Raw genomic sequence first — 26,261 nt, forward strand, 5'->3', positions numbered from 1 at the left:
GTTTGAGAGCATAAGACTCATCGAGAAACTGCTCCTTTGATCATATCATGTGGCGCGTCAGTCCGCATTCGTCAAGTTCTGGTTGCTCACCTTTCCTTGAGAGTCGCCCAGCGCCTTAAGCGCCTCTTCCATTGCCTCTTTCGGCAAAGGCAGCAGATATGGCCCTTCGGTGAAGAGCAACGCCGCTTCGACAACCCTTCCCGGATAAAGGGGGCCAAGCAGTTCCCTATAAAGTGCGAGCTGCGCGCGATAGGCGAAAGGCACCGCCTCAATGCTCCTTGGCGGCGGGCGATTGGTTTTATAATCGACAATCAGCACGCGGTTTTCATCCACGCTGATACGATCAATCTGGCCCGAGACGGCATGGTCTTTGCCACCGAGATTGATGGTCCCCATGACCGCCACTTCACCGCGCGATCCGCTCGCGAAGACCGGTCCGAGTTTTGGATCGGCCAGAATGGTTGCCACACTTGCCCAGGCCTTTTGACGTTCAATTTCCGGCCAATCGCTCGCGATGCGTGCCAGATAGCCCTGTGCAAGCGTCTCGCGTTCATCAGCCCCGACTTCCGGCAGATATTGCAAAAGCATATGGATTAACGTCCCGCGGCGAAGAGCAAAGGCGGACGTCTCGCCGCTCTGCCCCAGAACCGGCGACACGATATCGAGCGGTGGCTCCTCATCTGCTTCAATCAGCGCCGATGCGCCCGATGGCGCAAGCGGACGCGGCAGGCCCGGTTCCGGCTTTATCGGCTTCAGATAGGCGAGCGGCAACGGTGGAAGCTCTGCTGCTTGCGCCACTTCAGGCTCTGCAATTTCTGTCAGACCGCGCGGCGTGTTGCGATAGCGACGCGCTGCAACGCCAGATACCGGATGCACAAAGGTTTCTGCCTTGGTTGTCAGCGCATCTTCGACCAGCCTGTGCCATGTCTCGCCGCTTTCACGCGATCCGCGATAACCGCAGACAATCAGCTTATCTTCCGCACGCGTCATGCCCACATAGAGCAGGCGGCGGTATTCTTCTTCGGCACGGGCCTTGAGGCCGTCAATCTGTGACGCAAGAAAGCCGGTTTGATAGCCAGCGTTGGGCTGCCAGAGATAGCCTTTCACCTGCAGGCCAGTATTGGTGAGGTCAAACGGGATCAGCTTTGGCGCGCGCGTCCCGCTCCACACAGCATTGCCCGGATCAACCAGAAACACCACAGCGCCCTCAAGCCCCTTGGCGGCATGAACCGTCATGATGCGCACTTCATTGCGCCCCTGATCAAGCTCGCGCTTGATTTGCGGCGAGGCAGCATCGAGCGTTTCGAGAAAGGCCTGCATGCCCGGCAGACCTGCGCGTTCGGCCGAAAGCGCGTAGTTCTGGAATTCATCGATAATATCGCCAGCTTCCGGTCCAAGCCGCGCCAGAAGCTTACGCCTTGCGCCATCCGCACTCAGAATCCGCGCATAGAATTCGAAGATCGGCATGGTATCGGCCATATTGCGCCAGCGGCTCAATGTCTTATGCACGCCGATCAAAGCCGGGTCTTCAAGGGACGCATGATAAAGGCGCTCAAACAGCGTTTCGCCGCTCTTGCGCGGATGAGCGAGCGCAAACAGCCTGTCATCATCCCAGCCAAACAGAGGGCTTTTGAGAAGAGAGGCCAATGACAAATCATCTGACGGCTGCAACACGAAACGCCCCAGCGCCATCAAATCCTGAATGGCGATATGGCTTGTAAGCTTGAGGCGATCGGCACCAGCCACCGGCACATGGCGCTCTTTGAGCGCACGCGAAAGTGCTGGCATGAACTGATCGCGCTTGCGCACCAGCACCATAATGTCTTTGGGCGCAAGTTTGCGGTTCTGGCCCGGAATGGTTTCACCGCGATCCAGCCAGGTGCGAATGGTTGCTGCAATCTGCTCGGCAAGTTTTATGGCAGGTGCCTGCAAATGATCGACCGGCACACGCCAGTCGTCCGGCTCCTCCACCTCTTCCGGCGTCAGCATATCCCAGATTTCCACCTCGCCCGGCTCTTGATCGCGAATGGCCGAGTGAACAGTGGCACCTGACAAGCCGCGATTGGCTTCTGGGCGTGCAAACACCTCATCCACGGCCTGCAACACATCAGGCGCTGAACGGAACGAGAAGTTGAGGCTGACGCGTTCGAATTTAAGCTCTGCATCAGCGGCACGAAGGCTGACCGCCCTGCCCTGCGCTGCAAAATCCTCTGGCACCGCCCCCTGAAACGAATAGATCGACTGCTTTTCATCGCCCACCGCAAACAGTGTGCGCTGCACGTTGCGCTGACCGAGGCCTGAGAAAAACTCTTCCGACAACATGCGGATGACCTGCCACTGATCGGGGCTGGTATCCTGTGCTTCATCGACGAGAATATGATCAATGCCGCGATCTAGCTTATACTGCACCCACTGCCCTGCACCATTGCGCGCCAGTAGCGCCACGGTGCGGGTAATCAGGTCTTCAAAGTCGAGCAGACCGCGCCTGCGCTTTAAATCATGATAGCGTTGCAGCAGATTATCAATCAGCGTGAGTGCGCTCAGATTAAGCCTTATAAGCCGCAGCTCCTTGATCTTATCAAGACCAAGTTCGACACGAGAAGCAGCTGAGTTAAAATCTTCCTCGAAATCCGGCAGCAGCTTTTTGACCGCAGCCGAGCCGACATAGGAGCCGGATTTTGCCTCGCCCGTCGCTTTCAGAAATGCTGCGCGCAATACCGCTTGCTTATCCGAACTGCTTTTGACCTTGTCATATTGCTTGAGCTGCAACGCAAAATCATGCGCACGCGCCGCACCCTTCTGGATCGACAAAATGAGATCAAGCGTATCGTCGGAAAATTCCGGTACAGGCCACATATCATCCAGCAGATCGGACTCGCGCGTGTCGGGCCTGAAACCGAAATGCCGGTGCAAAGTCTCGCTGCGCTCGTCCACATTGCCAAGCGCTGCAATGTATTGCTGCAAGCCATTGCGTCGCCCCACGGCCTCATCAAGCAGCGCCTGCAAGCCCATCTCGCCCGCCGCCTGCATCACATCGGCAAAGGCGCTCGCAAGCTCGGCATCGCCGCCGCCATGTGCAGTCTCAAGCAGGGTGCGGCGGGCTTCGCCGACAAGCGCCACCTGCATGAGATCGTCCATCATTTCGAAGTGACCAGCAATATTCGCCTCAAGCGGAAACTGATGCAGGATCGCTTCGCAGAATGCGTGGATGGTCTGGATTTTCAACCCACCCGGCGTTTCAAGTGCGCGCGCAAAAAGCCTGCGTGCAACGGCAAGCCGTGTCGCTCCCGGACGCCTGCCTTCGAGCTTGATAAGCCTGTCGGCAAGGTCGGCATCCGGCAACATCGCCCATTCGGACAATCGCGCAAAGACGCGGTTCTGCATGACGGCCGCTGCCGCCTTGGTATAGGTCAGGCAAAGGATTTTCGACGGGTCGGTGCCTTCGAGCAACAGCCGGATAACGCGCTCGGTCAGAACGTGGGTCTTGCCGGACCCTGCATTGGCCGACACCCAGACGGATGCCAAAGGATTGGCGGCACTGGCCTGCGCGTCGATGGTTTCCTGTGGAATGACACGTTGCTTTTTCATTCGCCGCCCTCGCCGCCTGCGTCGCCACCGGCCGACCACTCCAGCACCCGCGCCAGATGATCGTAATCGCCCGAAAGCTCCGTTTCTTTGAACGGCAACGCGCGGGAAAGATAACCCTTAGCCGGATTCTGATATTCTGTGAGCAATTGCGCCAAACGCTGCCATGCCTCTTCGCCAAGAGCGGGTGCGGTCTTTTCCCATGGCGGCCGACCGATCTTCAAAATCGATTCCGGCTTCACCTCTCCGCCTGCCCGCAAGCGCACATAGGTCAGATCGGACGCACGAACCGACCCCAATTCGCGGAAAGCCCCGCGCGCAAGAAGGGCTGCTTCAAGCGCAAGCTGCGGCGACAAGAGGATATGCGCCTGTCTTGGCGATGGCGTGGAACCGGTCTTATAGTCGATCACTTCCGCCGTGCCATCGCGCATCAGATCAATACGATCAGCACGGCCCGACAAGGTGATGCCAAGGCTTTCGACCTCGCGTTTATCCGATGCAATTTCGGCAAAGCGGGTCTGAACATTATAGGCGCGTTCGCGTTCCCATTCGAGAAACTGCGGAATAAGTGCGGTAAAGCGTGGCCACCAGACCGCTTCGATCTCAATGGGCAGATCCATATCTGCAAAGAAATGCCGGCCAAATTCTTCAAGCTGTTCGCTCGCATCAGCTGCCAGCGGATCGATGCCTTCTTCTGTAAAATGTCCGAGAATATCGTGAAACAGCGTTCCACGTTCTGCGGCTGCCGGATCACGGATCAATGGTTCCAACGGACGCAGCTTCAGAATTTTCTTGGCGAAGATCGCATAGGGATCACGGCGCAGGGTTTCAATTTCGGTCACCGAAAAATGCTTGGGCCGCGCGCTCACAGGCGGCTTTGGTTCCGGGCGTTTGACGAACGGCACATCGGGTGCCTGATCAATCTCCCGCGCCCAATGGATGAAGCGCTGACCACGCGAGCGCATATCCTTTGTCACGTCAGCACCCAACACCGTTTCAAGCCGCTGCAACCAGCGCGACGGAATGGTCGGTGCATTGTCTGAGCGCTGCGAGCGTGACAGCACCACATGATCCATGCCGAGCGCCATCTGAAAATCGTGTGCGGCAAGGCCGGTACGGCGCTCAGGCGGATCAAGCGCGATCATCGCCTTCATCGGGCGCGACATGAATGGATCATTGCGCGTCTTGGCAGGCCATGTGCCTTCGTTCAAACCACCGATCACCAGCGTATCCATGGTCTGCAAACGCGCTTCCAGCGCACCCCAGATGAAGACACGCGGATGGCCACCCGGATGTGGCTTGACCGTTTCGCCCGACATCAGGGCTTCAAGAATTGCCGGCCATTCAATGGCCTCAAAATCAAGTCCCGCTTCGCTCGATACGAGCTGACGCAAAAACGAAGCCAGCTTCTCGCCATGCTCGCCGGAATAATAGCGTGTGACACTGCCACTTTCGTCACGCGCCAGATTTTCAAGCGCTTCCACAGTTACATGGCTGATCTCGCCGATATCTGTTCGCCGGTTAATCACAGCAAATGGTGCCAGTGGCGCAACAGCCTCTGACAGGCTCACGCAAAGCGCGCGCGCCGCTTCAATCATGTCGGGCGTGACGGTTGCGTGCCATGCCGGTCGCCATGACTGGCTGGCACTCTCTTCCATGCGGCGGTCGAAAAATGAAGGCAGATCGATGATCGATGCCCTGCCCGTGCCGCCGCGAAATGCCACCAGTTCGAGCGTTTCCGCAGCCAGTCGCCGCTCGATACGCTTGCCACCAAGCCGTAACATCGGGTGCTTGACCAGTGCCAAGAGTGCCACCGGATCACCGGGATTGAACACGGTTTCGACCATGAGACGCATCAGCGTTGCGGTTTCAATATCCCGCAAATGCCGACCGCCGGAATCATCGGCATCAATGCCAAAGCGCGCGAGTTCGCCCACCACGCGGCGCGCAAGATTTCGATCCGCGGTGACGAGCGCCGCCGTCTTGTTTTCATCGCTGATCGCATCACGCAACGCCAGAGCCACGGCCAGCGCTTCCTCACGCTCATTGGCGGTTTCAATCAGATCGATCTTCTGTGCTGAGTGCAGCAATGCTTGCGGGCGCATATCCGCATCGCGGTTAAGCAGGCTCCATGCATCGGTGGTCTCCGCCGGGCGCAATGCTTCGCTGACCACACGCTCCAGCACGCGCTTCTCTTTCGGCATATCTTCGATATGCTCGACATCGTCGCGTGAAATTCCGATGGCTTGCAACAGCTTGTGCAGACCATATTGCGGGTGGCCGAAGGTGGAGGGATTATCATCCGATGCCCCCAGCAACTTCCACGCGCCTTCATCAAGATCACGGTCCAGCCCCGGCAGAACCACAGCCCCTTGTGGCAGTCTGGCAATCGTTGAAACAAGCTCGGCGGTCGCAGGAATGGAACCCGTGGAACCGGCCGCGATCACAGGACCTTGAGGCGGATGATCCTGCAAACGCCGCACCTCGCCCCAGATCAGCGCGTTGCGGTGCGCTGCCGGATTGGACAGCTTGCGCTCGTCCAGAATTTCCGGCCAGAGTTTCGTGACAATATCGAGAAAGCCAAGCGTGACCTGCCACCAGTCGGCCAGATCATCGGGTGCAATGCTTGCAAGCTCACTCCATGTGGCGTTGTCGGTTTCGACCTGATCCATCAGACCTGCGAGATCACGCGCCAGCCAGATCGCGTCGGAAGTGGTGGCTGGAACCGACACATCCTCAACACCAAAAAGCGCCCGCACATGTTCAGGCAGCGATTCACGCCATGGACGAATGAGCCGTGCCAGCAGCAACAGCCGCTCGGCCTTGCCGATTGGTGGATTGAGATCGAAGGCGCCGCTTGTGGCTGCGTTGAAAAAAGCCGCATCCTCGTCCACGTCACCCAACGGGCGGATGGTGGGCAGGATCGCTGATTTAGCCGGATTCATATCGACCAGAATGGAACGGAGCGCACGCGCTGCACGCCGCGTCGGCACATAGATGGTCGCGTTGGCAAGCGCCAGCGGATCAGCGGCATCACCCGGAAAACCTTCCACCAGACGGCCTTCCAGAAGCGCTCTGGCAAAGGCTGGCAGAAATGCGGTGCCGGATGGAATGGAAAACAGTTTTGGTGCTCTCAAATCAGTTCTCCATTCAGAGCGCGTCCCGAAAAATGTGAAACTGTTTTCGGACAAAGATGCGCGTCAAGAAATACGTAAAGCGGAAAGTGCTGCCTCCGCCTCGTCGATGGCTTCCGGTGTTCCCACCGTGAGCCAGTGCCCAGTCATGGGCATACCATATAAGCGCCCGGCTGCAATGGCGTCATCAAAATAGCGATTGAGTGATGAAACACCCGGCTCAGCTTTTGCAAAAATACGCGGATGCAGAATTGCAGCACCGGCATAGATGACGGGATCACCCGCGACATCCCGCAGACGGCGCAAGCGGCCCTCATCATCGGCAACGAAATCGCCCTTGCCTTCAAAGCCGGTTGCCTGATCAAGCCGCGTGGTCATGAGAAGAATGTCCATGCGCGCATCGTCCCAGACATGCGCCAGCGCCGAAATATTCGGCTGTGCTTCATCACCCACCCAGAACGTATCGGCATTGAGCACATAGAAAGGCTTGCCGCCCAGTTTCGGAAGCACATTGATGATGCCGCCAGCGGAATCAAGCAGCAAATCACGCTCGTCAGAGATTGTAATTTTCGGCTTTGTGCGACTGCCAAGATAGGCAATCAGTTGGTCGGCTAAATAATGAACATTGACGATTGTATTCTCAACGCCTGCTATTGCCAGCGCATCTAGACCCCAGTCGATCAGCAGCTTGCCCGAAACCCTAACCAAAGGCTTGGGCATGGTTTCGGTGATCGGGCGCATGCGCTTGCCAAGACCGGCTGCAAGCATAATTGCTGTGTCAGGACGTGTCATTGTTTCTCCAGCAATGCGAGATCATCAAACCATTTGGCGACCGGCGCCATGACCGGATGCTTTAAGACACGGCTAAGATAGTCGTGAATGCGGGGCAGATGCGCGAGATAATGTGGTTTACCATCGCGCTCATCGAGCCGCAAGAAGAGACCCAGAAGCTTCGAATTGCGCTGTGCGCCCATAACGGCATAGGCCTTGCGGAAAGCCGTTTCGTCGAGCACATGGCCAAGCTTGCGGCGTTCATCCAAATAGGCTTCCACCACTGCCTTTTCGAGCTCCGGTGTAACCGTCACACGGGCATCAAGCGCCAGTGAAGCCACGTCATAGGCGGCAGGGCCGATCATCGCATCCTGAAAATCGATTGTGCCAATTTTGTTTGCGCCTTGCGCAGTCTCAAACCAGAACAGGTTTGGCGAATGATAATCGCGCAGCAGCAGACTTTTCTCGCAATCGGCAATCGCGTCGAGAACCTTGTGCCATGCCGCCTCATAGGCCTGCACTTCTTTGTCAGTCAGCTTGCGGCCCATCATGCGTGGTGCATACCATTGCCCGACAAGGCTCACTTCCATGAGCATCGCGTCGCGATCAAAAGGTGCAATGATGTGATCTGGATAGCCTGCAACCGGCGCATGATCAGGCCACTTGACCCCATGAAGATGTGCGAGAAACCGTCCCGCCGCTTCATAGCGTTCAGCCACGGGCTCACCCGATGAAGCGCGAATGCCTTCAAGCCCAAGATTTTCGAGGATCAGCAGTCCCGCATCAATATCAACGGCGCGCATTTGCGGCACGCGCAGGCCATGACTGGCAAGAAGACCGTCAATCGCAACAAAGGCCTGAATATTCTCTGCAATATGCGCAAGCTGTCGATAGGATTTTCCATCACGCAATGGCGGATCATAGGGCATCGCGGGCGCATTCATTAAAATTTCCACGCCATGCGCGCTTGTGATGATCTCATATTTGCGTGGTGAAGCATCGCCCTGCAAATAGCGGCGTATGGCCCCCACCCGGTCATTCTTTTCAAGAAAGTCGCGGATTTTCAGCGTGCGCTCTAGACGCGTAATGGCAGATTCTGGTCCGCTGATTACGATGCGCCGCCCTGCCCCTTCATGGGTGAGTGTCACGGCAAAGCTTGGCTCCGGCAAAAAGCCTTCTGCCTGCTCCGGCCATTCCGACAGCACAACACCATCGTCGAGAAATTCGACAAGCCCCAGCTCATCCAGCTCTTCGCCATGCGAAATCCGGTAAAGATCGGCGTGGGCGACAGGCAAGCGCAGCCCCTCATAGCTTTGAACAAGGGTAAATGTCGGGCTTGGAACTTCAAGCCCCTCATCATCAGCAATCGCGCGAATGATCGCGCGTGCGAGCGAAGATTTACCCGCGCCCAGATCGCCCGATAAAGTCACAAGATCGCCCTTGACCAGCGCCAAAGCGAAATCTTCGCCAAAGCGCCTGGTGGCGGCCTCATCGGGCAGGAAACATTCAAAGTTAAAGACGGGGGTGCTCATAAAGCCCCATTTACCCTATTCGGCAGCAACACGGAAGCTGCGTGCTTCTGATGGGAAGCGGCAAATCACAGTCGTGCCAATATCTGCGCCGGTTTCGATTTCCACGCGACCGCCATGCAGTTCGACAAAACTTTTCACAATCGAAAGGCCAAGCCCTACGCCGCGTCTGCGACCACCATTCTGATAAGCCTGGAAACGCTTGAAAACCGTATCCAGCACATCATTTGGCATGCCGGGGCCATCATCATGCACGGCAAACAGGATCTCCGTGCCATCACGTCTAACCTCAAGTGAAACGGTCGAACCTTCCGGTGCATAATTGGAGGCGTTGGACAGGAGATTAAACAGCACCTGACGCACGCGGTTGGCATCAGCACGGAACGTTTCGACATCATCGGCAATATCGATGCTCAGCCCGATGTCATGCTCCTGCAGGCGCTCGCTGACCCGCTTCGCGGCAGCTGAAATCTCGGTCATAACGGCGACATCATCAATATCGAGCTGCATGATACCGGCATCCACCGTTGCAAGATCAAGAATGTCGTTGACGATGGTCAGAAGCACTGCGGATGATGTGCTGATGTGATCCAGATATTCAAGCTGGCGCTCATTGAGCGAGCCGAAGGCAGGCGTTTGCAGCAGTTCGGTAAAGCCGATAATATTGGTCAGCGGTGAGCGAAGCTCATAGGATACATGCTGCACGAAATCATTCTTGATCTGATGCGCAAGTGAGAGCGCTTCGTTCTTTTCCTTAAGCGCGCGCTCAACGCGCACGGTATCACTGACATCGATAAAGGTCAGCATGGTCTGGCCTTTCGGCAGCGGCACCACAGCATAGGACAGGATAATGCCGTCATCCAGCTCCACCTGCCCCATGCGCCCATTGCGCTCGTCCAGAAAGCCGGTGACAGAAGAAACAAAATCGTCCCAGATGCCATCGCCGCCGCGCTGGCCGCAGAGCTTGGAAATGGTCGAGATATGTGTGCCTTCAACGGCAATGGCCGCTGGCAGCGCCCAGAGGTCGGCAAAAGACGGATTGGAAAGGCGCAGACGGCCATCGGAGCCGAACACCGCAACCGCTTCCGCCAGATGATCGAGCGTTTCGCCCTGCACCTTGATCAGCGTGTTGTAACGGCCTTCAAGCTCGAATTTCTCGGTCATGTTCTCAAAGAACCATGTCACGCCGCCCTGCGGGTGCGGATTGGCAACCACGCGCAGAATGCGCGTATCCGGCAGGTGCCACATATGTTCCTCCGGCTCGACAGCGCGATAGGCTGCGAGCAGAGAATCCTTCCATTTGCGCCATTCCGGCTGCTCGGGAAGCTTGCCTTCGGAACGGAGCCGATCAAGAAACAACGTGTTGCTTGGGTGGGTTTCGAGCCAGGCCGTATCAAGCGACCACAGCGAAACGAAAGCCTGATTGAAGAATTGCAGCTTCATATCAGGATCAAAAATGGCAACTGCCGTTGAAAGCTGATCGAGCGTCTCAGCATGGCTTTTCAGCGTGCGGCTCAATTCTTCGCGAACCTGCTCGATTTCGCTCAGATCAAAGCCAAGACCGGCGGAGCCTGCATCCGTGCTCACATCCGTCACATCGTAGATGCGGCGGTCGCCCCGCACCACGGCAGGCAGTTTTTCATAAAGATCCGGCTCGGCAAAACGATCACGCTCCAGACGCTGGCGCGCCTGAACGCCGAACAATTCGCGCCCTTCCGAACTTGCCTGCGTGCCATCTGCTGCATCGACCGCGCGCGCATAGGCTCCATTGACCCATTCGATATGCCCGTCCGAGCCACGCACCCAGACCGGCTGTTCAATGCGATCAAGCAGATGACGCAGAAGTGCAAGCTTCTCGGAGAATTCGCGATTTTGCGACTGAAGGGCGGCACGTTCGGCCTGTACCCCCTCAAGGCTCAGAAAACGCACCACAGCAAAGCTGCCCGACGTGCGTCCATAAACATCAAGCAGCGTGCCATTAACAGTTTCGACCGTCAGATCGAAGGCATGGGCCTGCTCGCGCAAGGCTGAAACCGCACGTTCAAGCTCGGTGACGGCCTGCGGGCGCAACCAGCGTCCAAAAGCCAGAAAGGTTGAACGATCCTGCGGTGCACCGCAATCAAAGGGCAGTTGGCCGACAACATCGGCCCGCGTGCCCTGGGCGTCCCAGACAACAATACGCTGATCTTTGAGATTAAGCAGAGCGTCATTGCGCTGCGCAATCAACCCCATATCCGAGAGACGCGAGCGCAAATCATTGTTTTCTTGGGCAATTTTTGCCCGATCGCGAATGAGCCAGCCAGCCGACAAAAGAGCTGCACCCATTGCGCCCAGAAAGATGGAAAACTGGATGACTTCGAAAGCGCCGACGCTGCCGCCAAAGGGCAGCGCGATACGGGCGGAATGCTCCGCATCCTGCGCAAAAGCCGGCGCTGCCGCAACCAGTGCGGCAAAGGAAACCGTTGCCTTGAGGATGACCCGTTTGAGAGGGCGAAATCCAAGCGAAGGCGAGCCTTTCAGATCTCTGCCTGCGCTGAATGCGGATTTGCTCCGCAAGCTCCCCGTTGAGCCGACTTCTGGCATGTTTCCCTTGTCTCCGCCGCCCGGAAGCACCCTCAAAAAGAGGGCCCCCGTATTTCAAAATTCTTTATTCCGGCTCTCTCACATCGCCACAATGCTGAAAGCCAGAGCCGTTTTGAGGATAAATAAGTCGACCGTCTTTCGTCTTTGCAGACAAAACACGCCCAACGCAAACACCCGTCAAAACACATTGATTCGTCTTCACAATACCCTCCCCGTGAATCCACGTGAAGCGTGTTCGGTGTAAAAATAAAGGCCGGGCAACTTTATGATGCCCGGCCTACAAGATGTAGCAGTATGGTTAACAGATACTTAATACCTGTAGTGTTCTGACTTGAATGGGCCCTGTGGAGTGACGCCAATATAAGCAGCTTGTTCCTCGGAAAGAACCGTCAGCTTGGCACCAAGCTTGTCGAGATGCAGACGCGCGACCTTCTCATCAAGATGTTTCGGCAGAACATAGACTTCGTTCTTATACGCATCGGTGCGCGTGAAGAGTTCGATCTGACCCAGCACCTGATTGGTGAAAGAGGCTGACATAACAAAGCTCGGATGACCGGTTGCATTGCCAAGGTTCAGCAGACGACCTTCCGACAGAAGAATGATGCGCTTGCCGTCCGGGAATTCAACCAGATCAACCTGTGGCTTCACATTGGTCCATTTGAGATTGCGCAGGCCTGCAACCTGAATCTCATTGTCAAAGTGACCGATATTGCCAACAATCGCCATATCTTTGAGCTTGCGCATATGATCAAGCGTGATGACATCCTTGTTACCGGTCGTCGAAATCACGATATCGGCAGTCGAAGCCGCATCATCAAGCGTTACGACTTCAAAGCCGTCCATTGCAGCCTGTAGTGCGCAGATCGGATCAACTTCCGTGACCTTCACGCGTGCACCGGCACCGGCGAGCGATGCTGCCGAGCCTTTGCCAACATCGCCATAACCGCAGACAACAGCAACCTTGCCAGCCATCATGACGTCTGTGCCGCGACGAATGCCGTCAACCAGCGATTCCTTACAGCCATATTTGTTATCGAATTTCGACTTGGTCACGCTGTCATTGACGTTGATTGCCGGGAAGGGCAGGAGGCCCTTTTTCTGCAACTGATAAAGACGGTTGACGCCGGTGGTGGTTTCTTCGGTCACACCCTTGATCGCATCACGCTGGCGCGTGAAGAAGCCCGGTGTTTCAGCCATACGCTTCTTGATCTGCGCGAAGAGAACTTCTTCTTCTTCGCTTTCCGGCTTGGAAAGAACGTCTTCACCAGCCTCAGCGCGCGCACCGATCAGGATATACATGGTGGCATCGCCACCATCATCGAGGATCATGTTGGATGGTTCGCCATCCGGCCATTGGAAGATCTTGTCGGTATAGGTCCAGTATTCTTCAAGCGTTTCGCCCTTGATGGCGAAAACCGGCGTGCCGGTGGCCGCAATTGCTGCGGCTGCATGATCCTGTGTCGAGAAAATGTTGCACGAAGCCCAGCGGACATCCGCGCCCAACGCCTTCAGCGTTTCGATCAGCACGGCGGTCTGGATCGTCATGTGCAGCGAGCCGGAAATACGCGCGCCCTTGAGCGGCTGTGTCGGACCGAATTCTTCACGCGCAGCCATCAGGCCCGGCATTTCGGTTTCAGCAATATCAAGTTCCTTGCGGCCCCAATCGGCGAGGCTGAGATCCTTGACGACAAAATCCTGACTTGCGGTCATCATCTGCTCCAATCAAATTTGCTTAGAGCGTGTCGCGCATAATCGTAGCCGATACGCTCGCTCTATCTTCTTGCTTTTGCGCATGTCGTTCTCGGAAAACCGGTTGCCCCTGTTCCCAAACATGCTTGAGAAGCCCGGATCCGGAAAAGGGAACGGGCCTCGGCTGGCGACCTGATTAGCAGATCAGCATGCGCAGCACAATGCCACATAAAGAGTTCTTTATGTGTGCATATCAACTTATCGCGGAGATTGGTCTTTCAGGCCTCTTCGCCGAACTTATCGGCAATCAGGCCGCCAAGCGCATCAAGCACGGCCTCAGCCTGTTCGCCCGATGCGCTGACATCGATGCAGCAACCGGGCGAGGCTGCAAGCATCATCAGGCCCATGATGGAGGTTCCCCCCACAGTCATGCCGTCCTTGCTGACGCGTACATGTGCATTAAAACTATCGACAAGCTGCACAAATTTTGCAGATGCGCGCGCATGAAGTCCGCGCTTGTTGACGATCTCAAAAGACCGGAACACAGCGCTTTCCGCATCATATTCGCCAGTCACGGCCACAGTGGGATGCATGAATTATTTTCCTGTCAGCACCTGGCTTGCAACATTGATATATTTGCGCCCCGCATCCTGCGCTTCGCGCAAGGCCGCTTTAATATCGCCACCAATGCGCACACTGGAAAGCTTGATCAGCATCGGCAGATTCACACCTGCGATCACTTCGATCTTGCCTTCTTCCATCACTGAAATTGCCAGATTGGACGGTGTACCGCCAAACATATCGGTGAGAACGATAACACCACTGCCCGTATCGGCACGTTCCACCGCATCAACAATGTCACGGCGACGCTGTTCCATGTCATCTTCGGCACCGATACATACGGTCTCGAAATTGTCTTGCGGGCCGACCACATGCTCAACAGCATGGAGAAACTCTTCGGCCAGCCTTCCGTGCGTAACAAGCACGAGTCCGATCATACTTTCAAAGCTCCTGTCGTGTGCCCGCCGCTTCACCCCGCTGCCGGGTGCAAATGACACAAAAACCCTACCGGACATCGCCGGTGAGTTGTGCATCTTGGCAGGGCAAATCCTGATAGCAAGTGAAAAATCTCAGCGATGCCTTGAAAAAAGCAAAATGCCGCAGCGTTAGGCAGATTTTTTAGCAAGAGCGTTAAAAATCAGTGCCGAATATTCTCACGGCCATGGTTTGGAGAACAAAGTGGCCTCTATTGCGCGCGAAAGCGCGTTAGAATCACCATTCGACGACAGGGCGGGCAGCAACAGGCGCTTGAGCCCGATCCCCTCAAAATGCCATTTTTTATCGCCCGGATAGCGTTCTGCCTCGTCCGGGCCGACAAGCATCACCACCAGATCAAGAGGTGTGTGTTTCACATAAGCAACCGTGAAAAGCCCGGCACCGCGAATCTCGACACCACCGGCAAGCGCTTCGGGAACGCTGGCGATCAGTCTGCCGTCTTCAACATGCAGCAAGGTTCGGTCATCGGCAACAAGCGCGGCCTGCTCACCACGCAGCGTGGCGCGTTCGATAAGCGTGAGGGCCAGTTCCGTCTTGCCTGCACCAGACTTTCCCATCAGCATGACACCGCGGCCACGCAACTGAACCGTTGTTGCATGAAGGCCGCTTTTTTCCTGTTCGGGCGTCATGTCGGCATCACGAAATCGCTGGCAGATCGATGATGAAGCGCGCACCCTTCATTTCAGATCGATTATCCAAATCCATGATGTTTTCTGCGCTCAGCGTACCGCCATGGGCTTCAATAATCTGGCGACTGATCGACAGCCCCAGGCCGGAATTCTGGCCGAACGCTTCTGAAGCCGGGCGATCAGTATAGAAACGCTCAAAAATACGTTCAATGTTTTCAATCGGAATGCCGGGACCGTTATCTTCGACCAAGACTTGCAAGCGATTGCCTTCCCTCCTCAGGGTGACGACAATACGTCCGGTATCTTCCGGCACGAAAGACCGTGCATTTTCAATAAGATTGCTGACCACCTGCCCCAGACGCAAATCATGCCCGGCCACGAAAAAGCCTTTCTTGCCAGCGGGTAATTTGCCGGTATTGAGAACGATCTCTGTGCCAACCTTGTTGCGGCGGACTTCACGCGCAGCGGTCACGATGTTGTTGAGCAGTGATTGCATATCAACACGGTCGGAATGTTCGCGCGCCAGCTCCGCATCCAGACGCGATGCGTCCGAAATATCGGTGATCAGGCGGTCAAGGCGGCGCACGTCATGCTGAATGACGTCGAGCAGGCGTTTGCGCGAATCATCATTCTTGGCCAGTGGCAGCGTTTCAACCGCACTACGAAGCGAGGTGAGGGGGTTTTTCAGCTCATGGCTGACGTCGGCTGCAAAACTCTCAATCGCTTCAATGCGCGTATAAAGCGCATCGGTCATCGCGCGAATGGAGGTGGACAAATGACCGACTTCATCCTGACGTTCGGAGAAATCGGGAATTTCCTCACGGCTTTTCACGCCAAGGCGCACGCGGTCAGCCGCCGCGGCGAGCTTTCTCAACGGGCTTGCAATGGTTGAGGCCAGAAACAGCGACAGAATCACCATGACAGCTGCGACAACGCCGAACACACGGAACACGGCCATGCGTTCGCCCTGCACGATCTTATCAATATCGTCGCCCTCTGTGGAAAGCAGCAGAACACCAAGGATGGCACGTGATTGCTGGATGGGAACGGCCACCGAAACAACCAGCTCGCCTTGCTGGTTGCGCCGCTGTGCGGTTTGCGGTGAGCCGCTCAATGCGCGCACGATTTCCTGATAGGCGAGGCCGTTGCCACCCGGCTGCTCCTGATAGAGCGGCAGACCGCCCCCATAGAAAAGGCGTGAAAACCAGCCGGTAAAGCGTTCCCATACACTGGGCGTATCTTCCTCAATCGCCGGAAGATCATAACGGAAAACCGGGCCGCCCGATGCAAAAGCCGGCGCATAGAGCGAACGGGAATCCAGCAGCAGATTGGCGTAATGATCATAGATGCGCGCGCGGGTGCTGGTGGGTGAAATCAACTGACGCAGCAGCGGCGACACTTTTTCCGGATTAATCGGGAATTCCCAGTTATCAGGCGAATCGGGTGAGGGCGTGATGCTTTGCCCCGCCTGCAATTCCAGCAGTTTTTCCGGGTCAATCATCAGTGAATTGGTATCAACAGTTGCTGATGACGAAATGGCGGCGGCAATAATCTTGCCTTGCGTGAGCAGGCTTTCAATCTTGGCGTCGATCAGCCCCTCACGGAACTGGTTCATATAAAGAATGCCGGAGACCAGAACGGCCAGCGCTGCAAGATTGAGAAACAGGATGCGGCGCGTCAGGCTCGAAAACAGAAACTGACCGAGAAACCGGCTCAAAGGCGCAAAAAGCCTGCGCAGAAAAAGCGAGCGTTGCCGCCGCGCCCTGCGCTCTCTCATGCTAATCGCACTGTCTTTGCGGGTTTCGGCGACCATGTCGCTTCAATCTAACTTTCTCAATAGTAGCTTTGTCAAAAGTTGCCGGGTCTTTGAGACAGGCCCGGCAACCTCGTAAACTATATTATGCTTCGCGGAAACGATAACCAACGCCATAAAGCGTTTCGATCATTTCGAAATCATCGTCTGTCGCCTTAAACTTCTTGCGCAGGCGCTTGATGTGGCTGTCGATGGTGCGGTCATCAACATAGACCTGCTCATCATAGGCCGCATCCATCAGCGCGTCACGGCTTTTCACAACACCTGGACGCTGGGCAAGCGAATGCAGGATGAGAAACTCGGTGACAGTGAGCGTGACCGGCTCGCCCTTCCAGGTGCAGGTGTGGCGTTCCTGATCCATGACCAGCTGGCCACGTTCCAGCGACTTGGCCTGCTGACCGGATGGCTTTGCAGTGCCGTCACGCGCCGCAACACGGCGCAGAACAGCCTTTACACGCTCGACCAGAAGACGCTGCGAGAACGGCTTGGTAATAAAATCATCCGCGCCCATCTTCAGGCCGAACAATTCATCGATCTCATCGTCCTTAGACGTCAGGAATATGACGGGGAGGTCAGACTTCTGGCGCAGGCGACGCAGCAGTTCCATGCCATCCATACGCGGCATCTTGATATCAAAGATTGCAAGGTTGGGCGGACGCGTCATCAAACCATCGAGAGCGGACGCTCCATCGGTATAGGTCTCCACGCGATAGCCTTCCGACTCCAGAGCAATGGAAACGGAGGTCAGAATGTTGCGGTCATCGTCGACCAGCGCGATTGTCTGCGTTGCCGAAGCTTCCTTCATGCGGACCTTCTCCTTTTTTAAACCGCCCCGATCACGGTGGCGGTAGAAATTACAAACGCCTGTCAGCGTTGATCTTATTATAGTCACGCCGCTTTTGCAGTACAAATTAGGTACAAAATGTGGCAGCCGCTTAACTTCACAGAAATGCGATCTTTCGAATCGTGTTGCTTGGTTCATGCTGAGCCGAACATTTTCAGACTGGAGATCGTCATCGTAACCGAAAAATTAAACGATTTAAAAAATTTTCAATTTTTTTAAATCGATTAAATATTTGATTTAATTTAATTAATCTGCTTCTGACTGCCATCCCGATGACAAAGGGGCCAACCAACTTTCGAACCAGATGGCGGAGAGACCATGAAAGAGACCGGCATTCACAACACTGCCGCTTCCATTGCGACTTCAGGATTGAAGGAACTGTCCGCAGTCTTTTATAATTTTGGACCCGCACGGCTTTATGAAGAAACCATTCGCCGTGGCGAAGCAGAGCTTTCTGCGCAGGGTGCGCTTGTTGCACGCACCGGCCAGCACACAGGCCGCTCGCCAAAAGACAAATTCGTGGTTCGCGATGCCAACACCGATGATCAGGTGTGGTGGGACAACAACAAGCCGATGTCGCCGGAAGCTTTTGAGCTTCTTCATGCCGATTTCATCGAACATGCGAAGGGCAAGGAGCTTTTCGTACAGGATTTGATTGGCGGCGCCGACAAAGACAATAAGATCAATGCCCGTGTTGTCACCGAATATGCATGGCACTCGCTGTTCATCCGCAATCTGCTGATCCGCCCGGAAGAAGCAGAGCTTGCATCTTACGTGCCTGAACTGACCATCATTGATCTGCCTTCCTTCAAGGCTGATCCTGCCCGCTATGGTGTGCGTACAGAAACGGTGATTGCGGTCGATCTTACCCGCAAGATCGTTCTGATCGGCGGCACGTCTTATGCCGGTGAAATGAAGAAATCCGTCTTCACCGTTCTCAACTATCTTCTGCCCGCCAAGGGCGTCATGCCGATGCATTGCTCGGCCAATGAAGGCCCGAACGGCGACACGGCTGTGTTCTTCGGCCTGTCGGGCACCGGCAAGACCACGCTTTCTGCCGATCCAAGCCGCACGCTGATCGGCGATGACGAACATGGCTGGGGCGAGCATGGCGTCTTCAATTTCGAAGGCGGCTGCTATGCAAAAACGATTCGTCTTTCGGCAGAAGCCGAGCCGGAAATTTATGCGACCACGCAGCGATTCGGCACGGTTCTGGAAAATGTTGTGCTGGATGAAAATCGCCAGCCGGATTTCAATGACGGCTCACTCACCGAAAACACCCGTTGCGCCTATCCGCTTCCCTTCATCCCGAATGCCTCTGCGAGCGGCAAGGGCGGTCAGCCGAAGAACATCATCTTGCTCACCGCTGATGCTTTCGGCGTGATGCCTCCGATTGCCAAGCTGACGCCAGCACAGGCCATGTATCACTTCCTGTCAGGCTATACCGCCAAGGTTGCCGGTACTGAGAAGGGTGTGACCGAGCCGGAAGCAACATTCTCGACCTGCTTTGGCGCGCCGTTCATGCCGCGCCATCCATCGGAATACGGCAATCTGCTGCGCAAGCTGATCGCCGAACACAAGGTCGATTGCTGGCTGGTCAATACCGGCTGGACCGGTGGCGCTTATGGCACCGGCAAGCGTATGCCAATCAAGGCAACCCGCGCACTTCTTGCGGCAGCGCTTGACGGTTCGCTTAACAATGCGGAGTTCCGTACCGATCCGAATTTCGGCTTTGCGGTTCCGGTTGAAGTGCCAGGCGTGGATACATCCATTCTCAATCCACGTTCGACCTGGGCCGACAAAACCGCTTACGATGCACAGGCCCAAAAGCTTGTCGATATGTTCGTAGCCAATTTCGAGAAATTCGAAAGCCATGTCGATCACGACGTGCGGGATGCAGCGCCTGCAACCCAGATTGCGGCTGAATAAGCATATTCATCCTGAGGAGGAGGGAAAGCCCGGCCGAAAGGCCGGGTTTTTCTTTTGTCTAACGGATAAAAAGCGGTGTATCACTTTTAGCATGGAAGAAAGCCGCAACATCATTCGCATCACCAACCGCCTGACGATCCACGAGGACGATCTGGAGGAGAGCTTTATTCGCTCATCCGGTCCGGGTGGTCAAAACGTCAACAAGGTTTCCACTGCCGTACAGCTGCGCTTTCATGCGGCACGCTCCGGCCTGCCCGAAGATGTGCTTTCGCGACTTTTCAAGCTTGCCGGTCAGAAAGGCACCAAGGATGGGGACGTTCTGATTGAGGCCAATCGTTTTCGCACGCAGGAACGCAACCGGGAAGATGCGCGCGAGCGGATGATTGCGCTCATCAAAGAAGCAGCCGTTCCGCCACCGCCGCCGCGCAGAAAAACAAAACCAACCAAAGGCTCGGTTGAACGCCGCCTCAAAGCCAAATCCGGGCGCTCGGATATCAAAAAAGGCCGTGGCAAGGTTTCCTTTGACTAAAATTTCCAGACTGTGGGAACAGACAACATGACAATCAATTATCACGAGCTTGAAACCAGCCATGGCCGCATTGCTGTGCGTGAAAGTGAAGGCGCGGGCGCGCCCCTCCTGATGATCCATGGCAATTCAAGTTCGGGCGCGATTTTTGCACCACAGTTTGAAGGTGAAATTGGCAAAAAATGGCGTGTCATTGCGCCTGATCTTCCGGGCCATGGCAAATCCGCAGATGCGATTGATCCTGATCGCAGCTATTCGATGGATGGCTATGCAGATGCAATGACGGAGGTCATGCAAAAGCTCGGCATTGCCGATGCCGTTGTTTTCGGCTGGTCGCTTGGCGGCCATATCGGTATCGAGATGATTGCCCGTTATCCTGACATGCGCGGCCTGATGATTACCGGAACACCGCCTGTGGCGCGTGAGGAAGTGGGGCAGGGGTTCAAGAGCGGGCCTGATATGGCGCTTGCCGGGCAGGAGGTGTTTTCCGAGCGTGACGTGGAATCTTATGCACGCAGCACCTGCGGCGAGCCATTCGATGCATCACTTCTTGATATTGTTGCCCGCACTGACGGACGCGCACGCCGCATCATGTTTGAAAAATTTGCCGCTGGATCTGGCGGCAACCAGCGCGACATCGTCGCCAGCGCAAAGCTTCCCATTGCAGTCGTCAATGGTCGCGACGAACCTTTTGTCGAACTCGCTTTTGTCTCAAAAGTGAAATTCGGCAATCTCTGGGAAGCAAAAACCCACGTGATTGACAATGCAGGGCATGCGCCATTCCGCGAGCAGCCAGCGGAATTTGACGCCTATCTTGCGCGTTTTATCCGCGACTGCACGACATAACAATTCTGCTGCTGCACATCAAAAGAAGCGTGTTTCGCCCCCACGGCGGCTCGTACAAAATTTTCACCCTTAATGCACTATTCGCTCGCGAGTGCGCATAATTGAGCGAGATACAAAGAAATGACAGTGGATTTCAAAGGGAGCACTTTCACAAAAGTATCATCCTGAATGCGGTATTCTTTTATGCTCGCTATTCAGGTTCCTATCGCAACCTTCAGAAAACCAACGAAGAACCAAGCGCATGCGTCGATCATGCGGCTATGAAGCGATAGGGTATCAGATACCTTTCAGGGATAGGATTGGCTCACATGATCCAAAAAACCAGCTGGCCAATCCAGCCCTTTGCCGACCGCGCAGCATAAGTGCGCCCAGAAATAATCACGCCTTTCGCATATCCAGTACTTTACGACAGGACCGTAGAATCTACTGTATTAATGTCCTTAATAATAAAGCATTGCAATAAAGAATCTGGAGAATTTAGATCTGTTATCACAAGTGCAGAATTATTACGCTCAGAGTATATGAAGTAACAAATTCGTCCATTAGTTTCAATTTTTATAGTATTAACTATCTTCTTTTTATTTAAATCAACAACAACAATCATATTTTCTGAACTACATAAATAAAGTCTTTTTAGCTTTGAATCTAAATATGTTCTCTGCCCATCTGCGAGCATTAGATTCAATAAGAAATGACCAATAAACTCCCCTTTATTAATATCATAAATTTGCACTTCAGTAAAATTATTACCAATATCTTTATAAGTTACAATAATATACAATATATTATTATAATCATCTAAATTAATTCCGTGAATAGTTAAGTAAGAGTCAAAAGTATTGATCGCTATTATAGAACCTATAAATACATTTCCATGTACATCATATTTATCTATGCAATTATATACCTTACCAGGCGTATTTGAAGGAACGTACAACACACCATTATTGCTGCATAGCGGTTGAAATGCAGTAATATTTATATGAGATTTTATTTTTATACAACCTTTGTATTTCTTTTCTACTTCATCAATTATAACATAAGCCGCACCATCATAATCTGGCAACACACCACCGAAGTAATAATTTCTATTTTTCTTATCATATGTCACTGTATAAAAGCATGAATCTTTCAACTCACCAGGAAGATCAATAACATTGATCTTTTTCATGTCAGCTCCACTTGAATATGCATAACCTATACCAGAAACAAAACCCTCCGGAATATCTGAATTACCACTAAAAGGATACAAACCGAGGAATACATAATGATTATTATAAGATATGACTTTTATAGTGGTTTTAGAAGGACTTAGGCTACGAAATTTATTTATTAAACTCCCATTTCTTCCAGATAAAAATACTATTTCATAATAAGACTGCTCTGATGGAAGGAGTTGAATCCCTCCTGGAATCAGATAAACGTCTGCAAGTTCATTGTATCCAATTCCAAATCCATTCACTACACTTACACATTCATCTGGGAGAGTATCCCCTTTAACGACTATTGCCATGATAATAATCCCATTCAATTTATTAATTATTTTGAGATGTTAATACGTATCCATTTTAAACCTAATTACATTTTAATAAACTGATATCTATGACACGAAGATATAGTCCTCCCGATCATGTTGATGGATTTGATGAAGGCGCGCCCTCATTTGTGGGCTCATTATTTGAATACCTCGCAATAAGAGAGGGTCTGTTGCAAAAGATTTTATCCTTACAGCGTGCGCGTCATCCGTTTCTGAATGCGCATCATTGAGGTGCGGACCTCGCGGATGACAGGGGATTTCAAGTAAGCTCATTTTCCATGGGGCCGTCCGATACTCTGCACAGAGTGCAGGTCGGCCCAAAAACGTAAATGCCCAATGCTCGGCTCAAGGTGTGTTGACGAGACCTGCTTACAGGTCAAAGGGGAAATAAGCCTCTACATCTGGCCGTTAACCCAGACGGGCGCTCCCTTTATTTTACGCACTCTGAGCGCCAAAATCTCGCGACTGCACGACATAACAATTCTGCTGCTGCACATCAAAAGAAGTTGATTCTTTCCTGTTCGCCAAAGCGCACTAGATAGTGCGTGAGATTGCGAAAAAGGTGAAATGATCATGGGCATGACTGTTGCGGATCTTCTGGCTCAAACCTTGGCCGAAGCGGGCGTTAAGCGTATCTGGGGTGTCACCGGTGACAGCCTCAACGGATTAAATGACAGCCTGCGACGGCTCGGTAAAATCGACTGGATGCATGTCCGGCACGAGGAAACCGCAGCCTTTGCCGCCGGCGCGGAAGCGGCTGTCACCGGCGAACTGGCCGTTTGTGCCGGTAGCTGCGGTCCCGGCAATCTGCACCTCATCAACGGGTTGTTTGATTGCCACCGCAACCGCGAACCCGTGCTGGCGATTGCAGCGCATATTCCTTCGTCGGAAATTGGCCTGGATTATTTCCAGGAAACCCATCCGCAGGAACTGTTTCGTGAATGCAGCCATTTTGTCGAGCTGGTTTCCAATCCCGCACAAATGCCGGAAGTGTTGAACCGCGCGATGCGTGCCGCCATTGGCAAGCGCGGCGTGGCGGTGATCGTTATTCCGGGCGACGTGGCGCTCAAGCAAGCCCCCGAAGGGATCAAGCAAAACTGGACGCCGATCTCGCTTCCCCGGATGGTTCCGTCTGATCAGGATGTCGCAAAACTCGCAGACATTCTCAACGGGTCTGAGAAAATCACCATTCTGGCAGGCAGCGGCTGTGCTGGCGCCCATGATGCGGTGGTCTCGTTGGCCGAACAGCTCGAAGCCCCCGTTGTCCATGCGCTGCGCGGCAAGGAACATGTCGAATGGGACAATCCGTTTGATGTCGGCATGACCGGATTGATCGGCTTTTCATCCGGCTATCACGCCATGCTCAACTGCGACACGCTGCTGATGCTTGGCACCAGTTTTCCGTATCGCAATTTCTATCCCGACAAGGCCAAGATCGTTCAGATCGACAATGATCCATCACAGCTTGGTCGGCGGGCGCCGCTGACATTGGGTGTGACGGGCGATGTGGCGGAAACAATCGCCGCCCTTCTGCCGAAGCTTAAATCCGCTCGCAGCACGAAATTCCTCGATGCCGCCAAGACGCATTATACCAAGGCGCGCGAAGCACTGGATGATCTGGCCGTACCGTCAAAACCGGGACAGCCGATCCATCCGCAATATCTGACCCGCCTCGTCAATGAGATTGCGGATGCGGATGCGATCTTCACAGCCGATGTCGGCACGCCAACCGTCTGGGCGGCGCGCTATCTCACCATGAATGGCAAGCGTCGTCTGCTTGGTTCTTTCAATCATGGCTCAATGGCCAATGCCATGCTTCAGGCGCTGGGCGCCAAGGGTGCAGCACCGGAACGACAAGTCGTTTCGCTGTCCGGCGATGGCGGTTTCACCATGATGATGGGCGATTTCCTGTCGCTGAAACAGCTCAATCTGCCCGCCAAGATCATTGTCTATAACAATGGCTCGCTTGGCTTCGTGGCCATGGAAATGAAAGCTGGCGGCTATCTGACGTCGGGAACGGATCTCGACAATCCGAATTTTGCAGCCATGGCCGAAGCCATTGGTATCAAGGGATTCCGGGTGGAGGATTCCGCTGATCTGCCGGAGGCCTTAAAGCAAGCTTTTGCCCATGATGGTCCGGTTCTGGTTGATGTGGTGACAGCCAAGCAGGAGCTTGTCATGCCCCCCAAAATCAAGGCCGAGCAGGCGAAAGGCTTCAGCCTTTATATGCTCAAGGCCATCATCAGCGGTCGTGGCGATGAAATCGTCGAGCTGGCGAAGACCAATCTGGGCCGGTAGAGCTTGTTAAAATGCTAATTAAGTGCCCGAACTCATTGAACAATCCGGGAACAATCCGGACTTGACCAATTTGTTGGGCGCTGTACCTTACTGGCTATTGACGAACCGGAAGCCGCACGGGTTGCGATGACGGGTTTGATTGAAAGATACGGTCTTAACAACAAGGAGATTTGCCCATGGGAATTTTCGATTTCGTGAAATCGGTCGGAACCAAGCTTGGCTTCGGTGAAAATGAGCCCAAAGCCGAGGATCTGAAGAAGGAACTCGATTCGCATAATCTCGGCACCGATGGTGTGCAGGTAAGCGTGCAGGGCGACAAAGCCGTCCTGAGCGGCAATGTGAAGGATCAGTCAGCTTTTGAAAAAGCGATCATCGCCGTCGGCAACTCACTGGGCGTTTCCAAGGTCGAAGCTTCTGAACTAAAAGTCGACGATGCCGGGACGACCGGTGCCGAACCTGTCTTCTACACGGTTAAGAAGGGCGACAATCTCTGGAAAATCGCCGAAGCCCAATATGGCAAAGGCAAGGGCGCAAAGAACGACATTATCTTTGAAGCCAACAAGCCAATGCTGACACATCCGGATAAAATCTATCCAGGCCAGGTGCTGCGCATTCCACCGCTTGCTTGATTGCAAAAATGACCCAAAAGCGATCAGGGCGCCGAACTATTCGGCGCCCTTATTCTTTACGGGATATAAATCTCGGATTTCATGAATGTCACGGCGTTGCCGGTGAGCAAGACACGGTCGCCTTTCAGCTCACATCCCAAATGTCCGCCACGGGCCGAAGCCTGATAAGCGGACAGTTTGTTTTTCCCGATCTTTTGAGCCCAATAGGGAACGAGCGTCGCATGGATAGATCCAGTAACCGGATCTTCCGGGATACCCGATCCCGCCGCAAAATAACGCGAAACAAAGTCGTGCGACGATCCTCGCGCGGTGATCACCAGGCCGACTGATCCCAGTTTCTCAATCTGAATATGATCGGGGACGAAAGCCCTGACCGCAGCCTCATCCTCAAGCTGCACATAGATATTCTCGAAATTTCTGAAGAACGTGGCTCCGCTCTCATTCTCAAACAGTGATGCTATGAACGGAGGAAGCTCGGAAAGCTGGTCGGGAGCAATGGATGGAACATCAAGCACATAATCGTCGCCCGCGCGCGAAACACTGATCTCGCCTATGCGGGTGTGAAAATGCAGTTCACCATCAATCTTGTGGTGCCAAGCCAGAACATGCGCCGTTGCCAGAGTCGCATGGCCGCAGAAATCGACCTCAAGCGTCGGTGTAAACCATCTGAGCTTCCAGCCATCCTCTGCAGGGCATGCAAAAGCTGTTTCCGCGAGATTGTTTTCGGCAGCGATTGCCTGCATGGTCGCATCGCTCAGCCAGTCTTTCAGGATCAGAACCGCCGCAGGGTTTCCGGCGAAGACATGTTTGGTGAACGCGTCCACCTGATACATTTCCAGCACTTGCGCCATTCTGGTTTCCTG

Annotated in this window: 18 protein-coding genes; 5 read left to right on the top strand and 13 right to left on the bottom strand. The window is 54.2% G+C overall.

The genetic code is table 11. The features are described from left to right. Nucleotides 1–57 precede the first annotated feature (57 nt). The 11 genes from addA to VBH83_RS01390 form a co-directional block, all read right to left on the bottom strand. Nucleotides 58–3,588 carry a double-strand break repair helicase AddA gene (addA, locus tag VBH83_RS01340; RefSeq protein ID WP_265982475.1) on the bottom strand — a complete coding sequence of 1,177 codons (3,531 nt, stop codon included), beginning with the start codon at nucleotides 3,586–3,588 and terminating at the stop codon, nucleotides 58–60. Beyond that, entirely contained in the window at nucleotides 3,585–6,722 is a 3,138-nt protein-coding gene (addB, locus tag VBH83_RS01345; RefSeq protein ID WP_396996000.1) for a double-strand break repair protein AddB, read from the bottom strand. The genes addA and addB overlap by 4 nt, the downstream gene beginning before the upstream one ends. Nucleotides 6,723–6,785: 63 nt before the next feature. Beyond that, the gene (locus VBH83_RS01350; protein WP_396996002.1) at nucleotides 6,786–7,511 is read right to left on the bottom strand and encodes a nucleotidyltransferase family protein; all 726 of its coding nucleotides are present in this window, start codon (nucleotides 7,509–7,511) and stop codon (nucleotides 6,786–6,788) included. Beyond that, nucleotides 7,508–9,022 (bottom strand): tRNA (adenosine(37)-N6)-threonylcarbamoyltransferase complex ATPase subunit type 1 TsaE, encoded by a 1,515-nt coding sequence (gene tsaE, locus VBH83_RS01355; protein ID WP_265982471.1) that lies wholly within the window; start codon nucleotides 9,020–9,022, stop codon nucleotides 7,508–7,510. Before tsaE ends, VBH83_RS01350 begins: the two co-directional genes overlap by 4 nt. A 15-nt stretch (nucleotides 9,023–9,037) precedes the next feature. After that, nucleotides 9,038–11,602 carry a PAS domain-containing sensor histidine kinase gene (locus VBH83_RS01360; RefSeq protein ID WP_265982470.1) on the bottom strand — a complete coding sequence of 855 codons (2,565 nt, stop codon included), beginning with the start codon at nucleotides 11,600–11,602 and terminating at the stop codon, nucleotides 9,038–9,040. Between the two features lie 309 nt (nucleotides 11,603–11,911). Next, a complete protein-coding gene (gene ahcY / locus VBH83_RS01365; RefSeq protein WP_265982469.1) occupies nucleotides 11,912–13,312 on the bottom strand; it encodes an adenosylhomocysteinase in 1,401 nt (466 codons plus the stop codon). A 257-nt stretch (nucleotides 13,313–13,569) separates the two neighbouring features. Beyond that, entirely contained in the window at nucleotides 13,570–13,884 is a 315-nt protein-coding gene (locus VBH83_RS01370; protein WP_265982468.1) for an HPr family phosphocarrier protein, read from the bottom strand. 3 nt (nucleotides 13,885–13,887) lie between these two features. Then, nucleotides 13,888–14,289, bottom strand: a complete 402-nt coding sequence (locus VBH83_RS01375) for a PTS sugar transporter subunit IIA (RefSeq protein ID WP_265982467.1) — start codon at nucleotides 14,287–14,289, stop codon at nucleotides 13,888–13,890. Between the two features lie 216 nt (nucleotides 14,290–14,505). Next, the gene (locus VBH83_RS01380) at nucleotides 14,506–14,976 is read right to left on the bottom strand and encodes an HPr kinase/phosphorylase (protein WP_265982466.1); all 471 of its coding nucleotides are present in this window, start codon (nucleotides 14,974–14,976) and stop codon (nucleotides 14,506–14,508) included. A gap of 7 nt (nucleotides 14,977–14,983) precedes the next feature. Then, the gene (locus VBH83_RS01385; RefSeq protein ID WP_265982465.1) at nucleotides 14,984–16,789 is read right to left on the bottom strand and encodes a sensor histidine kinase; all 1,806 of its coding nucleotides are present in this window, start codon (nucleotides 16,787–16,789) and stop codon (nucleotides 14,984–14,986) included. A gap of 85 nt (nucleotides 16,790–16,874) precedes the next feature. Next, the gene (locus tag VBH83_RS01390; protein ID WP_265982464.1) at nucleotides 16,875–17,594 is read right to left on the bottom strand and encodes a response regulator transcription factor; all 720 of its coding nucleotides are present in this window, start codon (nucleotides 17,592–17,594) and stop codon (nucleotides 16,875–16,877) included. Between the two features lie 357 nt (nucleotides 17,595–17,951). Between VBH83_RS01390 and VBH83_RS01395 the strand changes: the two genes are divergently transcribed. From VBH83_RS01395 to VBH83_RS01405, 3 genes are all read left to right on the top strand, one after another. Then, nucleotides 17,952–19,562 carry a phosphoenolpyruvate carboxykinase gene (locus VBH83_RS01395; RefSeq protein WP_396996006.1) on the top strand — a complete coding sequence of 537 codons (1,611 nt, stop codon included), beginning with the start codon at nucleotides 17,952–17,954 and terminating at the stop codon, nucleotides 19,560–19,562. 91 nt (nucleotides 19,563–19,653) lie between these two features. Continuing rightward, complete coding sequence (arfB, locus tag VBH83_RS01400) at nucleotides 19,654–20,091, top strand: alternative ribosome rescue aminoacyl-tRNA hydrolase ArfB (protein ID WP_396996008.1); 438 nt, start codon at nucleotides 19,654–19,656, stop codon at nucleotides 20,089–20,091. A gap of 27 nt (nucleotides 20,092–20,118) precedes the next feature. Then, a complete protein-coding gene (locus VBH83_RS01405; RefSeq protein ID WP_265982462.1) occupies nucleotides 20,119–20,934 on the top strand; it encodes an alpha/beta fold hydrolase in 816 nt (271 codons plus the stop codon). 403 nt (nucleotides 20,935–21,337) lie between these two features. Here VBH83_RS01405 and VBH83_RS01410 read toward each other — a convergent pair whose 3' ends face one another. Further along, the gene (locus VBH83_RS01410) at nucleotides 21,338–22,447 is read right to left on the bottom strand and encodes a hypothetical protein (protein ID WP_396996010.1); all 1,110 of its coding nucleotides are present in this window, start codon (nucleotides 22,445–22,447) and stop codon (nucleotides 21,338–21,340) included. Nucleotides 22,448–23,044: 597 nt separating this feature from the next. Here VBH83_RS01410 and poxB point away from each other — a divergent pair. Both poxB and lysM read left to right on the top strand, forming a co-directional pair. Continuing rightward, nucleotides 23,045–24,769, top strand: coding sequence for a ubiquinone-dependent pyruvate dehydrogenase (poxB, locus tag VBH83_RS01415; RefSeq protein WP_265982460.1), 1,725 nt, complete (start codon nucleotides 23,045–23,047; stop codon nucleotides 24,767–24,769). A 176-nt stretch (nucleotides 24,770–24,945) separates the two neighbouring features. Next, complete coding sequence (gene lysM / locus VBH83_RS01420; RefSeq protein ID WP_265982459.1) at nucleotides 24,946–25,398, top strand: peptidoglycan-binding protein LysM; 453 nt, start codon at nucleotides 24,946–24,948, stop codon at nucleotides 25,396–25,398. 56 nt (nucleotides 25,399–25,454) lie between these two features. Here lysM and VBH83_RS01425 read toward each other — a convergent pair whose 3' ends face one another. Then, nucleotides 25,455–26,249 carry a PhzF family phenazine biosynthesis protein gene (locus VBH83_RS01425; protein WP_265982458.1) on the bottom strand — a complete coding sequence of 265 codons (795 nt, stop codon included), beginning with the start codon at nucleotides 26,247–26,249 and terminating at the stop codon, nucleotides 25,455–25,457. Nucleotides 26,250–26,261 lie beyond the last annotated feature (12 nt).

The sequence above is a fragment of the Ochrobactrum sp. S1502_03 genome, assembly GCF_044435015.1.
GTDB lineage: Bacteria > Pseudomonadota > Alphaproteobacteria > Rhizobiales > Rhizobiaceae > Brucella > Brucella chromiisoli.

What these genes read in the sequence shown, in the direction of transcription:
- VBH83_RS01350 (WP_396996002.1), bottom strand. Translation starts at nt 7,511, where the DNA reads ATGACACGTCCTGACACAGCAATTATGCTTGCAGCCGGTCTTGGCAAG.
- poxB (WP_265982460.1), top strand. Translation starts at nt 23,045, where the DNA reads ATGGGCATGACTGTTGCGGATCTTCTGGCTCAAACCTTGGCCGAAGCG.
- VBH83_RS01370 (WP_265982468.1), bottom strand. Translation starts at nt 13,884, where the DNA reads ATGCATCCCACTGTGGCCGTGACTGGCGAATATGATGCGGAAAGCGCT.
- VBH83_RS01410 (WP_396996010.1), bottom strand. Translation starts at nt 22,447, where the DNA reads ATGGCAATAGTCGTTAAAGGGGATACTCTCCCAGATGAATGTGTAAGT.
- VBH83_RS01395 (WP_396996006.1), top strand. Translation starts at nt 17,952, where the DNA reads ATGAAAGAGACCGGCATTCACAACACTGCCGCTTCCATTGCGACTTCA.
- VBH83_RS01390 (WP_265982464.1), bottom strand. Translation starts at nt 17,594, where the DNA reads ATGAAGGAAGCTTCGGCAACGCAGACAATCGCGCTGGTCGACGATGAC.
- VBH83_RS01405 (WP_265982462.1), top strand. Translation starts at nt 20,119, where the DNA reads ATGACAATCAATTATCACGAGCTTGAAACCAGCCATGGCCGCATTGCT.
- lysM (WP_265982459.1), top strand. Translation starts at nt 24,946, where the DNA reads ATGGGAATTTTCGATTTCGTGAAATCGGTCGGAACCAAGCTTGGCTTC.
- arfB (WP_396996008.1), top strand. Translation starts at nt 19,654, where the DNA reads ATGGAAGAAAGCCGCAACATCATTCGCATCACCAACCGCCTGACGATC.
- VBH83_RS01360 (WP_265982470.1), bottom strand. Translation starts at nt 11,602, where the DNA reads ATGCCAGAAGTCGGCTCAACGGGGAGCTTGCGGAGCAAATCCGCATTC.
- VBH83_RS01425 (WP_265982458.1), bottom strand. Translation starts at nt 26,249, where the DNA reads ATGGCGCAAGTGCTGGAAATGTATCAGGTGGACGCGTTCACCAAACAT.
- VBH83_RS01375 (WP_265982467.1), bottom strand. Translation starts at nt 14,289, where the DNA reads ATGATCGGACTCGTGCTTGTTACGCACGGAAGGCTGGCCGAAGAGTTT.
- ahcY (WP_265982469.1), bottom strand. Translation starts at nt 13,312, where the DNA reads ATGACCGCAAGTCAGGATTTTGTCGTCAAGGATCTCAGCCTCGCCGAT.
- VBH83_RS01380 (WP_265982466.1), bottom strand. Translation starts at nt 14,976, where the DNA reads ATGACGCCCGAACAGGAAAAAAGCGGCCTTCATGCAACAACGGTTCAG.
- addA (WP_265982475.1), bottom strand. Translation starts at nt 3,588, where the DNA reads ATGAAAAAGCAACGTGTCATTCCACAGGAAACCATCGACGCGCAGGCC.
- VBH83_RS01385 (WP_265982465.1), bottom strand. Translation starts at nt 16,789, where the DNA reads ATGGTCGCCGAAACCCGCAAAGACAGTGCGATTAGCATGAGAGAGCGC.
- tsaE (WP_265982471.1), bottom strand. Translation starts at nt 9,022, where the DNA reads ATGAGCACCCCCGTCTTTAACTTTGAATGTTTCCTGCCCGATGAGGCC.